Consider the following 11,787-nt stretch of genomic DNA (forward strand, 5'->3'; position numbering starts at 1 on the left):
GCACCGTCAGCGCACTGCGGTGCCGGCGGTCGCGTAGGACGCCACATGGCCGATGGCCATGTTCAACGCCGACTGCATCAGCCGCGGGTCGCGGCCGGTCTGCGACAGCAGATAGCCGCCTTCGACCGCCGCAAGTAGCCCTGTCGCAAGGGATTTCACGTCGATGTCGGCGACGAGCGCGCCGGCCTCACGCATCCGCTCCAGCGCTGCGCCCAGCAGGTCGCGCCATTGCGTGAAGTGTTCGGCAAGCGAAGCCCTTGCCTTGTCGTCGGTATCGGACAGTTCGGCGGCCAGCGAACCGAGTTCGCACCCCCACAGCCCGCGTCGAAGCGCACATCTCTGCACCATCGCGTCGCGCCAGGTGTACAGCCCGCGGAAGGAATCCACCTTCTCCAACCGAAGCCGCTGCCACGACAGGATCTCGTCGGCGCGCATCGTGATGACCTCGTACACCAACTCCGATTTGTCCTCGAAGTGTTGGTAGAACTGGGATTTACTCGTCGCGCTTGCCGCCAGCACGTCGTCGATGGTGGTGGCTGCCACGCCCTGCACATGCATCAACTCCGCGGCCGCAAGGACGATCCGGTTGCGGGTAGCCGCGCCGCGTGCTGTCAGCTTCGGCCGCGTTGCAGGATCGGTCGCCGGCACCCATTCACTTTAACCCTGCGGATTGGAACGTTTGGTCCGATATCGCTTGCGGGAGCGGACGCCCGGCGGTTTCCTCGATGGTCAGGATCGTCGCCAGCGACGCGATCGCGGCCACCACGACGTAGTACGCGGGTGCGACGGCGTCGCCCGTCTCGGCGGTCAGCCAGGTGACGACGTAGGGCGTGGTGCCGCCGAACGCGGCGACGCAGACGTTGTAGCCGGTGGAGAAGCCGCTGTAGCGGACCCGGGTGGCGAACAGTTCGACGCCCGCGGCGACCGCCGTCGACGCATACACCGCCTCGATCACCGCCAAGCCACAGTGTGCCGCGATCGCCGCCGCCACCGAACCGGAATTGAGGAGAAGGAACAGCGGATAGCCGAGCACCGCGAAGGCCGCCGCGCCCGCGATCAGCATGGGCCGTCGGCCGACCCGGTCCGACAGCGCGGCCAGCGGGAGGATCAGCACCAGCGCAACCAGACTGGCCAGGGTGATCGAGACGAACGCCGTGGTCTTCGAGAACTGCAGCGTCCTGATGAAGTAGGTGGGCAGGAACGTGAACACGACGTAGTAGCCGATGTTGTAGATGATCATCAGCCCGATCACCTGAAGGATCGGCCGCCACGCGGTGCCGACCGCCTCCTTCAGCGGCGACTTCGCAACCTGCTTGGCCTTGCTGAGTTCGGCGAACTGCGGGGTGTCGTCGAGTCGCAGCCGGATGTACAGGCCGACGAGCCCCAGCGGGCCCGCGAGCAGGAAGGGGATGCGCCAGCCGTAGCTCTCCATCGCGGCGGCGGGCAGCAGCGCCTGCAGCAGCGTCACGGTCACCGAGCCGATCAGGAATCCGAGCACTCCGGACCACACCATGAACGTGACCGTCAGGCCGCGGCGTCTGTCCGAGGCGAATTCGGCCAGATACACCGCGCCGCCGCCGTACTCGCCGCCGGCCGAGAAGCCCTGCAGACACCGGAGGAACAACAGCAACAGCGGCGCGGCGACGCCGATCGTCGAGTAGGTGGGCAGCAGGCCGATCGCCAGCGTCGCGCTCGCCATCAGCAGGATGACGAGCGCGAGGACTCGCTGTCTGCCGATCCGGTCACCGAGCGGTCCGAACACGAATCCGCCGACAGGACGCATGAAGAACGCCGCCGCGAAGATCGCGAACGTGTTCAGCAGCGCCGCTGTTTCGTTTCCGGAGGGAAAGAAATTCGCCGCGATGAAGGTGGCCAGGAATCCGTAGATCGCGAAGTCGAACCACTCCACCGCGTTGCCGATCGATGCGCCGGTCACTGCCTTGCGAACATCCTGTGGCACGAAGACTCTCCCGAAAGTAAGCGTCCCGCTGAGCAATTCGCTTACGGGAGCGCAGGTCGCCTCCCTGACAAGATAACCGGCTCAGTTCGTCCAATAGGGCCGAGTCATCAGGACGAAGAGCACAAGCACCGCCAGCGGAGCCAGCAGCGGCACCCACGGCAGTTGGAACGGAAGCGACACCGCGGCAAGGCCAGCTGCGGTGAAGCCTGCGGCGCCGAGCACACTCGGTGCCGCCACCGCCGCGGTGTGCCGCAGCACCAGATACGCCGCCGCACACAACCCGGACGTCGCGGTCAGCACCGGCGGGGCATCGGCGAGCACGAGCACTGCGACAGTCGCCAGCACCGCGAGCGCGGGGGCAGGACGAAAAACGCTGCCCGCCAACACCGCGACGGCGGCGAAGACGGCGGCGAACAAGGCCGTCCTGTCCGCCTGCACCGCCGCCGACGCGACCATCAACAGCCCGAACGATGCCGAGACCGCACGCGCCTGCAGTGTCATGTCAACGCCGCCCTCCGACGCACCGAGCGGCGCCGGTCGGGCACCAACTGCATCGCCTGATCGAGGGTGGCGTCGCCGTGCCACGCGACCACGTCGACTCCGATGGTCCGCATATCGCGGTACATGAACGACCGCTGCAGCGACCACATCCGGGCCACCGGGCCGTCCTTGTCCTCTTCGAACGGGGCGCCTTCGAGCACGTCGACGGCCACCACGGTGTGACCGCGTTTGCGCAAATCGATGAGTGCGAGTGCGAATTCGGTGTCGAGCAGGGTGGAGAACGCGACCACGATCGCGCCGGGCGGGACCGCTGCCCTCGGCGCGAGAGTGCCTGGTGTGTCCTCGAATCCGTCACCGGCGGTCAGCATGGCGTCCAGGATTCGGTAGAACTGCCTGCGTCCGATGTCGGCGCCCAACCACCGCGGGTGGCGGTCACCGAGCACGACGACACCCGCGCGGTCACCGCTGCGCAGCGCGCTCTGCACCACTTGCACGGCGCCGCGGGCGATCCGGTCGGTTGCGGCGGTAGCCGGACCCGGCGGTTGGGGGTAGCCGTCGATCATCACCACCACGTCGGCGGCGCGGTCGGTCAGGCGCTGCGTCACGTGCAGACTGCCCCGCCGCGCGCTGACGGGCCAGTTGACGGTGCGCAACTGGTCGCCGGTCACGTACCGCCGGACGTCGGCATATTCGACGCCAGGACCGATGCGCCGGGTCAGGTGGGTGCCGAGGCGGTCGAGCAGTTCGGTGCGCGGCAGCGCGGTGGACTGCGGGGGCGCCAGCGGGAACACGAACACGTTCGCGGCGTCGGCTACACCCGTGCCGTGCAGAAGCCCGCCGCGGGCAAGGACATTCACGCGCGCGACGACGGGATAGCGGCCCCACCTGTCGGCCGTGGCGGTCACGCTCTGACGGTGCGAGGATTCGACGGTGTGCAACCGCATGCCGTCCACCGCTTCGAGCGTCAGGCCAATTGCTGTCTCGGCGTTTTCACTCGTGGCCCACACCTCGACCCTGGTGTCTTCGGATTCGAAGCAGCGCTGGGCCGACGGCTCGGCATGCACATGCACCGTCGGGACCTCGCGTTGCCATCCGATGGACGTCAGCACGCCGACCAGCGGTGCCGCGAACGCGACAAGCTGCCAGTAGCCGCCGATCACCGCGACCGCGAGGGCGGCCGCAGCACACGTCACCAGGGAGCGTGTCAAAGCCGAAGGCCGCCAGCGTAATTCGACGTCGACCGTGCGGGTTTCAATCATCCCTTGGTCCTCGGCACCGGCAGCCTGCGTAGCAGTTCCTCGACGACATCCGACCCGTGCACGCGGCGCACCCACATCTCCGGTCGGAGGCTGATCCGGTGCGCCATGGTGGGCACGGCCAGCGATTTCACGTCCTCGGGTATCACATAGTCCCGTCCGAGCAGCAACGCCCGCGCGCGGGACAGTTGCACCAGGTCGAGTTCCGCGCGTGGGCTGGCGCCGACGGCCACCTGCGGATGCTGACGCGTCGCGGTCGCCAGCGACACCACATAGCGCAGCACGTCGTCGTGCACCGTGACCTGCTCCACCGACTCGCGCATGGCGAGCAGATCGTGGGCGTCGACCACCTGTTGCACGGTCGGTTGCGCTGACCCGCGGTCGAGGCGCCGCCGCAGCATGGACGCCTCCTCCTGTTCGGACAGGTACCGCAGTTCGAGGCGGATCGCGAAGCGGTCGAGCTGCGCCTCCGGCAGCGGGTAGGTGCCCTCGTACTCGATCGGGTTGTCGGTGGCCAGCACGATGAACGGGGCCGGAAGTCGGTGCGTGACGCCGTCGATGCTGACCTGGCCCTCCGCCATCGCCTCCAGCAGCGCGGCCTGGGTCTTCGGCGGTGTCCGGTTGATCTCGTCGGCAAGGAGCAGGTTGGTGAAGATAGGTCCCCTGCGGAATTCGAAACGGCCTGATTGCATGTCGTAGACGGTGGAGCCGAGCAGGTCGGCGGGCAGCAGGTCCGGGGTGAACTGGACGCGGGTGAACTCCAGACCCAACGCCGCCGCAAAGGACCTGGCGATCAGCGTCTTGCCGAGGCCGGGCAGATCTTCGATCAGCACGTGGCCGCCCGCGAGCACCGTGGTCAGGATCAGGGTCAGCGCACCGCGTTTGCCGACCACCACCTGGCCGATCTCGTCGAGCACCGCTTCACAGTGCGCCGTGGTAGTGGCCGCGGGCAGCCCCGTCATACTTGCTCCAACCGTCGCAGGATCTCGTCGAGCGCGGCCCGACCCGGCCCTGGCTCGCTGTCGCCGGTGCGCGAGACGTTCTGTGGGTCGACCCACGCCCACAGTTCCGCGCCGAACAGCATGGTGCCGGTGGCGTGAAAGGCGTTGCGGTTCCTTGCCTCTCGTTGCCCGGTGGCCAGCTCGAACTGCCGTGCCAGCATCGGGCGCAGGTGCCGGTCCCAGTCCCTGCGGGTCGACTCGGATCTGCCGACCAATGTCTCGGTCCGAGAAAGCCAGCGGCGCAACGACTCCGCGGCGTCATTGGTGGTCGCCGAATCGTGGTAGCTCGGTTCACGCACCAGGTAGAACCGGAGGGCGAGAAACACCAGCGCGACCATCGTGCCGACGACGCCAAGCACCCACTCCCGGTCAAGCACCGCGACCGCCATCACCTCGGCGAGTAACACGACGAACAGACCGGCGGCCACAAGCTTTTTCATGCCATGCTCCGCAGGTCGGTGAGCACCAGGCGCAGCGCGTCGACCGCGTCGTCGCGGTGGCCCTCGTTCATCACGTGCGGTGAGAACCGTGCTTCCTCAAACAACTCGACAAGTCGCGTCGCGCTGTCGGCGTTGAGCGCGTGGCGACCGACCGCCCGGGCCAACACCTCCGACGGGGTGTCGCAATCCAACGGGGCGGCGCCGGGCACGCGGGTGAGTTCACGTTCCATCGCGGCGTAACACGCGATGATCGCTTCGCGGGGCTCACGGCTGAGGTCGCCGATCTCGGCGAGCCCGACTTCGGCTGCGCGCGCCAGTGATTCGGCGGCGCCCGGTTGACTGGGCCGGTCGGGGGTGGGGCCGGAGGAGGGCGCCGGCGACGGTAGCCGGCGCTGCCGCCGCGAGGCGACGACGGACCCGACGACGATCAGCGCCATCAGGATCACCATCGGCGGAACCAGGTAGCCGATCACGTCGTGCCCCTGGCTGTCAGGCGAATCTAATTGCGGGGCGGTCGGATTGGTGGTCGGCGGCGCGGTTCCCGGATCGGCGACCTTCGGGGTGCCCGACGGCGGTTGGCCCGCGGGGCCGCCGACGTCCAATCGCATCAGCATCATCATCAGCAGCACCCAGGCGATGATCACCGCCAACGCGACCAACGAGAACCGCCACGTCGGGCGGCCCATGGTGACACCGCTGAGCGGCAGCGTGCCCGGCCCCGGTCGCCGCGCCTGCCCGTTGCGCAGACGCACCACGACCGCGACGCCGATGATCGCGACCGAGATGCACAACAAAGCGATGTCGACGATCAACGCCACCGGGCTTCCCGGCGACCGCTCCCGGTCGACCGCCTTGGCGCTGCCCGGCAGGTAGCCCCGCAGTGCCCACGCTGTGACGAACAACAGCACGATCACCGCGACCGCTCGCGCCGTCGGCTTCTCCATACCGTTTCCATCCTGCCCGTAGGTGGACCCCCGCGGCGCTCGTTTGGAGGGCTATCTTTGGCGCTGTGACCAGCACGCTGCAGGACCCCCGAGTGGCGTCCGCCCTCGACCGGATGTACGCCCAATCCACCGAACAGTTCGCCCAGCTTCGGGAGAGGCCGGGCGACTTCGAGCGGCTTGCCAAGGCCAGTGCGCAGGAACGCGCCGACGCACTCAGCGACTTCTATTTGCCCGTCACCCCAGAGGCGGGCCGCCTGCTGTACACGCTGGTGCGCGCGACCCGGCCGAGCACCGTCGTCGAGTTCGGCATGTCGCTGGGCATCTCGGCCATCCACCTGGCGTCCGCGGTACGCGACAACGGCACCGGCCGGGTCGTCACCACCGAACTCAGCGCGGCCAAGGTCGCGACCGCCAAACAGACGTTCGCCGCGACGGGCCTCGACGATCTGATCACCGTGCTGGAAGGCGATGCGCTGAAGACTCTCGACGGGGTCGCCGGTTCGGTCGAGTTCGTGCTGCTCGACGGTTGGAAGGAGGCCTACCTTCCGGTGACCAAGCTGCTCGAGCCCAAGCTGTCGGCAGGGGCGCTGATCGTCGCCGACAACACCTCAATGGACGATGCCAAGCCGTATCTCGACCACGTCCGCGACCCTCAGAACGGCTATGTCAGCGTCAACTTCCCGGTTCGTGGGGGCGACGACAGCATGGAGATCAGCTGCCGCGCAGTCACTTAGACCTCAGCTGCGCTTTCGCCTCCTTGACCGCCGCCGCGGCGTCGCGGCTGGCCTGCTTGCCCTTTTCGTAGGCGTCTTCGGCGGCCGCCAACGCGGTCTCGGCATCCTCCAGTCGCCTGCGGGCGTCGTCGCGACGCAGCCTCGCGGTGGCGACGTCGGATTGCAGTTCGGTCAGCGCCGCGTCCGCGTCGGCCTTGGCGCGTTCGGCGGCGGCGAGGGCGGCACGCGCCTGTTTGCTCTCGTCGGCCTTCGGTTCGGGCTCGGACACTGCAGCGGGCTTCTCACCACGCGGCTTACGGGTAGGCGTGAAAACCATTGCAGTGTCGCCGAATTCGCCGAAACCCGACCATTGCTCGGCCTTGGTCAGCCTGCCGAGGCGGGCCGCGACGTCGGGGTCGGCGACGGCAGCCTGCAGGGTGCCGGTCACGTCGTCGCGCACTGCGGCGGTGGGGTCGGTCAGCTCGGCCTCCTCGAATGCGGCACGGGCCAGGTCGTCGACGAGGCGGCGTTGTTCGCGGGACAGCTCGCGGATGCGGTCACCCGCCATCGACGAGTGGGCGTCCTTCAAGCGTTCACCGAGATCGGCGAGGCGGGTCCTGGTATCGGGCTCGCGGACCGCCAGCCGGTTGACCACCCAGGCCGCGGTCGTCGGCTTCCGCGCGGCGGAGATCGCCTTGGCCGCGTCGGCGTCCCCGCGCTTCTTGGCCGCTGCGGCCAGCTTCGTGCGCAGCGGGGTGAACTCGTCGGGCTTGGCCTCGTACAACTGGTCGAGCTCGTCGCCCATCCCGTCATGATAGGGACCAGCCTGGCTCACGGCCCCTGGCCGACCTCGCGCAACCAGCGCGCGGTGATCTGCCGGTAAGCCTGCTCGCCGATGCTGCCGCGACGGCCGTCATAGACGTGGTCGGCGTAGGGCACCGCCACCAATTCCACGTCGACCCCGGCCGCCTTCGCCCGGTCGACGAACCGGTAGGTGCCTGCCACCGGCACCAGGTGGTCGGCCTCGCCGATGACGATCAACGTGGGCGGCGCGGCCGCGGTCAGGTGGCTGTCGGATGCGATGGCCGCGTAACGGCCAGGGAACTGGCGCGGTGAGCCGCCGGTGTACGCGCCCACCATCTCGCGGGACTCGCCACCCAGCGCGGGATCCGGGTTGTCGTAGAAGCCGACGGGGTCGACGACGGGATAGACCGCAGACACCGCCGCCACCTTCGGCATGGTGCCCCCGCAGGACGAGTGCAGCCGCCCCGCAGCGGCGAGGTAGGCGGTGTTGATGGCGAGGTTTCCGCCCGCCGAATGTCCCGACACGGACAGCCGCGCCGGATCGCCGCCGTATTCGTGTGCGTTCGCGACCACCCACCCCAGTGCACAGCCGATCTGGTCCTGCGTGACGTTCCACAGGTGCCGGTCGGCCGATGACAGCGTGTAGCCGACGCTCACCACCAGCCAGCCCTGCTCGGCGAACCACCGCAGGTCTGTGCTTTGGGCTGTCAGGTCGCCGGCGACCCACCCGCCGCCGTGGATGTATACGAAAACCGGTGCGCGAGAGGTGGTTTCCCGGGGGCGGAAGACCGCCAGTCGCAGCGGCGTGCCCTCGTAGGTGCCATAGGTCGCTTCCTCGTCCGGCGCCGCGTATCTGGGCACCCCGATGCCGAATGTGTCGATCAATCGGATGTCGGCGCCGGCGTGTTCGACCGCCGCGATCATTCTGGCGTCGATGACCGCTGCGCCCGCGACGGTGAGGGCGGCAACGACAGCCAGTGCGGCGCCGATGCGACCGCGACGCACCCACCAGTGGATCAGCGCGAGGACCCCGCCTGCGACCGCGGCAACCGTCAGCCAGGGCAGGTACCAGGGCACGTAGGCGGTCGCCAACCCGAGGTAGGGCACGCGATAGAGGTAGGTGCCCAGCACGGCCACCGCGGTCGGCACCACCAGCAGGGCCGCGACGGTGATCACAACAGGCACGATTCATCTTGGTCCACAGCGTTGGATGTAACGATGTCTTCCGTGGACAGTCGTCGAGGTCTTCGCCCCGCGATCGTGATCGGCGCATTGGGCGTGGTGTTCGGCGACATCGGCACCAGCCCCATCTACACCCTTCAGACCGTCTTCGATCCTTCAGACCCGCATCCGGTGCCGATCTCCACTGCCAACGTGTACGGCGTCGTGTCCACGATCTTCTGGTCGGTGATGATCATCGTCACGCTGACCTACATCACGTTGGTGATGCGCGCCGACAACAACGGCGAGGGCGGCATCATGGCGCTGATCACGCTGCTGCGCCGATGGACAGGAAACCGCAGCCGCCGAACCGCGATGATGCTTGCGGCGCTGGGAATATTCGGCGCGTCGCTGTTCTTCGGCGACAGCATGATCACCCCCGCCATCTCGGTGCTGTCCGCTGTCGAGGGTCTCAAGGTCATCAACCACGACTTCGAAGACTTCGTCGTCCCGATCACCGCGGCGATCATCGTGGCGCTGTTCTCTGTGCAGCGGCACGGCACCGCGACGGTGGGGCGGTTCTTCGGACCGGTGATGATCCTCTGGTTCACCGCGATCGGCGCATGCGGAGTCCACGGGATCGTCGACAACCCGGACATTTTGAGAGCGTTGTCGCCGACGTACGCTGCCACATTCCTGTTGAGCCACTTCCACATTGCGTTCTTCTCGCTGGCGGCGATCGTGCTGTCGGTTACTGGCGCTGAGGCGCTCTATGCCGACATGGGCCACTTCGGCCGCAAAGCCATCACGGCCGGTTGGCTCGGCCTCGTGTTGCCAGCCCTGACGTTGAGCTACTTCGGCCAGGGGGCGTTGGTGCTCGCCGACGAGTCGAAGGTGCGGGCGCCATTCTTCCTGCTCATTCCTGAGTGGGCACAGATTCCGATGGTGCTGCTCGCGACGGCGGCCACGGTCATCGCGTCGCAGGCGGTGATCACCGGCGCGTTTTCGGTGGCGTCGCAGGCGGCCCGGCTCGGCTACCTGCCGCGGTTGCGCATCGAACACACCTCGGCGTCCACCATCGGCCAGATCTACGTGCCGTGGATCAACGGCGTCCTGACGGTGATGGTGCTGATCCTGGTGTTCGCGTTCCGTAGTTCGGCCGCACTGGCGTACGCGTACGGCATGGCCGTAACAGGCACGATCACGATCGTTGCCATCCTGTTCTTCTACTACGCCAGGACCCAGTGGCGTTGGTCGCTGTGGGTGGTACTGCCCCTTGGCGGCTTCATCCTGCTGGTCGACGCGCTGTTCTTGGCGGCGAATCTGACCAAGGTGTTGCACGGAGCGTGGCTGCCGTTACTCATCGCAACCGTCTCGTTCACGGTGATGACGACATGGCAGAAGGGTCGCGAAATCGTCACGCGGGCAAGGGAAAAGGCCGAGGGCCCGCTGCGCGAGTTCGTCGACGGGCTGCGGGATTGCCAGCCACCGCTGGTCCGGATGGCAGGCACCGCGGTGTTCCTCAACCGGGGCAACGAGACAGCGCCCTTGGCGATGCGGGCCAATGTCGAGCACAACCGCGTGCTGCATCGCCACGTGGTGATCATGTCGATCGACACGGTGCCGGTCCCCCGGCTGCCCGACGGCGAGCGGATGACCATCGACGACCTCGGCTACAAGCGCGACGGCATCATCCACGTCAGCGCCTGCTACGGCTACATGGAGCGGCCGGACATCCCGCACGCGTTGACACTGCTGGACCCGGCGCACACCGAAGGCCATATCGACGTCGAGACGGCGTCGTATTTCCTGTCCAAGCTCGAACTGGTGACGGGAGAGGAGCCGACGATGGCGCCATGGCGTAAGCGGCTATTCATCGCGACCTCCTACATCACCTCCGATGCCGCCGCGTATTTCAACCTGCCGTTGGACCGCACGGTGGTCATCGGATCGCGCATCGAGGTCTAAGAGTCGTCGTCCTTCTCGCCCTTGTCGTCTTTCTCGTCCTTCTCGTTCTTGTCGTCCTTTTCGTCCTTGTCGTCTTTCTCGTCTTTCTCGTTCTTGTCGTCCTTGTCCGTCTTCTTGCCGGTTTGACCCAATTCGATCGTGGCCCAGTGGCCCGGGGACACCAGTACCGACCAGTCGCCGTCACGGCGGCCGAGCTTGAGGACACCGTCATCGATTTCCCACTTGGTGTCGTCGTCGTAGGTGTCTTCTTGTCCGTCGATGTATGTGAGTTTGAACGCCATACGTCCGGATACCCACATTCGCCTCGACTCAGCCCAACGGCGACAGTCCCGCAGGGCCGAGCATGTAGGCCCGGTGTCCGCACGGCCCGGCGGTGGCGATCTCCAGGACGGACTTGCCGACCTGCTCGGCGGTGAGCGCGGGTGGTAGCGACTGCACGAACTGTTCGACGTCCACTTCCTGCCGCGCCGCGTAGGCCGCCACCGCTTTCGCGCCGAGTGCAGTGGCAGGCGTCAACGACGGCAGCACCGACACGAAGTCGATGTCGAGGCCGGCCCGTTCCGACTCCAGCGCCGCGTACTCGGTGATCATCCTGACGGTGGCCTTCGCGCCTGCGTAGCCGCCGCTGAGCGGCGACCCGTTGACCGCCGCCCCGCTGGACACCGCGACCACCGTGCTGCCTGGCGCGAGCGGTCGCAGCAGCGCTTCGCGGATCCAGTGAAACGCCTGGGCCACATCGACATTCCAATTCAAGCTGAACGACTCCCACGTCTGCTGTTGCAGCGGACTCATCTGCGGTGCGGCACCTGCGCACAGCACAACGGTGCGCGGTGCGTACTGGTCGATGAGCCGGTGGGCGGTGGCCGGGTCGGCGGCGTCGGCGGTGACTGTGCCGCCGCTGCGGGCGACACCCACGACGTGTGCTCCGGCGGCGGTGAATGCCTCCGCGATGCCTCGGCCGAATCCTCTGCTGGCGCCGGTGACGATCGCGGTCGATCCGGCAAGGGCGATGGTGTGTTGGGTCATACCGACTCAGAGA

General features: G+C 67.5%; 13 protein-coding genes. 2 read left to right on the top strand and 11 right to left on the bottom strand.

What is annotated here, in order from left to right; all coding sequences use genetic code 11:
- Positions 1-6: 6 nt before the first annotated feature.
- The 7 genes from A5724_RS05820 to A5724_RS05850 form a co-directional block, all read right to left on the bottom strand.
- Positions 7-648 carry a TetR/AcrR family transcriptional regulator gene (locus A5724_RS05820; RefSeq protein WP_082964883.1) on the bottom strand — a complete coding sequence of 214 codons (642 nt, stop codon included), beginning with the start codon at positions 646-648 and terminating at the stop codon, positions 7-9.
- A 4-nt stretch (positions 649-652) separates the two neighbouring features.
- Positions 653-1,960, bottom strand: coding sequence for an MFS transporter (locus A5724_RS05825; RefSeq protein ID WP_067797647.1), 1,308 nt, complete (start codon positions 1,958-1,960; stop codon positions 653-655).
- A gap of 81 nt (positions 1,961-2,041) precedes the next feature.
- Positions 2,042-2,461 (bottom strand): hypothetical protein, encoded by a 420-nt coding sequence (locus A5724_RS05830; protein WP_067797650.1) that lies wholly within the window; start codon positions 2,459-2,461, stop codon positions 2,042-2,044.
- A complete protein-coding gene (locus A5724_RS05835) occupies positions 2,458-3,720 on the bottom strand; it encodes a DUF58 domain-containing protein (protein ID WP_067797653.1) in 1,263 nt (420 codons plus the stop codon). Before A5724_RS05835 ends, A5724_RS05830 begins: the two co-directional genes overlap by 4 nt.
- Positions 3,717-4,679, bottom strand: coding sequence for a MoxR family ATPase (locus A5724_RS05840; protein ID WP_067797656.1), 963 nt, complete (start codon positions 4,677-4,679; stop codon positions 3,717-3,719). Before A5724_RS05840 ends, A5724_RS05835 begins: the two co-directional genes overlap by 4 nt.
- The gene (locus A5724_RS05845; RefSeq protein WP_067797659.1) at positions 4,676-5,158 is read right to left on the bottom strand and encodes a hypothetical protein; all 483 of its coding nucleotides are present in this window, start codon (positions 5,156-5,158) and stop codon (positions 4,676-4,678) included. Before A5724_RS05845 ends, A5724_RS05840 begins: the two co-directional genes overlap by 4 nt.
- Positions 5,155-6,102 (bottom strand): DUF4129 domain-containing protein, encoded by a 948-nt coding sequence (locus A5724_RS05850; protein ID WP_067797662.1) that lies wholly within the window; start codon positions 6,100-6,102, stop codon positions 5,155-5,157. The genes A5724_RS05845 and A5724_RS05850 overlap by 4 nt, the downstream gene beginning before the upstream one ends.
- A 65-nt stretch (positions 6,103-6,167) precedes the next feature.
- On the opposite strand from A5724_RS05850, the gene A5724_RS05855 reads away from it, so the two are divergent.
- The gene (locus tag A5724_RS05855; RefSeq protein ID WP_067797665.1) at positions 6,168-6,836 is read left to right on the top strand and encodes an O-methyltransferase; all 669 of its coding nucleotides are present in this window, start codon (positions 6,168-6,170) and stop codon (positions 6,834-6,836) included.
- Here the strand turns inward: A5724_RS05855 and A5724_RS05860 are convergent.
- Together A5724_RS05860 and A5724_RS05865 are read right to left on the bottom strand one after the other, a co-directional pair.
- Positions 6,829-7,620: a hypothetical protein gene (locus A5724_RS05860; RefSeq protein ID WP_067797668.1), complete on the bottom strand. Its 792-nt coding sequence runs from the start codon at positions 7,618-7,620 to the stop codon at positions 6,829-6,831. The two genes, A5724_RS05855 and A5724_RS05860, sit on opposite strands and share 8 nt — an antisense overlap.
- A gap of 26 nt (positions 7,621-7,646) precedes the next feature.
- Positions 7,647-8,804 carry an alpha/beta hydrolase gene (locus A5724_RS05865; RefSeq protein ID WP_067797672.1) on the bottom strand — a complete coding sequence of 386 codons (1,158 nt, stop codon included), beginning with the start codon at positions 8,802-8,804 and terminating at the stop codon, positions 7,647-7,649.
- Positions 8,805-8,837: 33 nt separating this feature from the next.
- Between A5724_RS05865 and A5724_RS05870 the strand changes: the two genes are divergently transcribed.
- Positions 8,838-10,748: a potassium transporter Kup gene (locus tag A5724_RS05870; protein ID WP_082964884.1), complete on the top strand. Its 1,911-nt coding sequence runs from the start codon at positions 8,838-8,840 to the stop codon at positions 10,746-10,748.
- Here the strand turns inward: A5724_RS05870 and A5724_RS05875 are convergent.
- Positions 10,745-11,029 carry a hypothetical protein gene (locus A5724_RS05875; RefSeq protein WP_067797677.1) on the bottom strand — a complete coding sequence of 95 codons (285 nt, stop codon included), beginning with the start codon at positions 11,027-11,029 and terminating at the stop codon, positions 10,745-10,747. The two genes, A5724_RS05870 and A5724_RS05875, sit on opposite strands and share 4 nt — an antisense overlap.
- A gap of 28 nt (positions 11,030-11,057) precedes the next feature.
- On the bottom strand, positions 11,058-11,774 hold the full coding sequence (locus tag A5724_RS05880; RefSeq protein WP_067797681.1) for an SDR family oxidoreductase: 717 nt from the start codon (positions 11,772-11,774) through the stop codon (positions 11,058-11,060).
- Positions 11,775-11,787 lie beyond the last annotated feature (13 nt).

The sequence above is a fragment of the Mycobacterium sp. ACS1612 genome, assembly GCF_001667505.1.
Lineage (GTDB): Bacteria > Actinomycetota > Actinomycetes > Mycobacteriales > Mycobacteriaceae > Mycobacterium.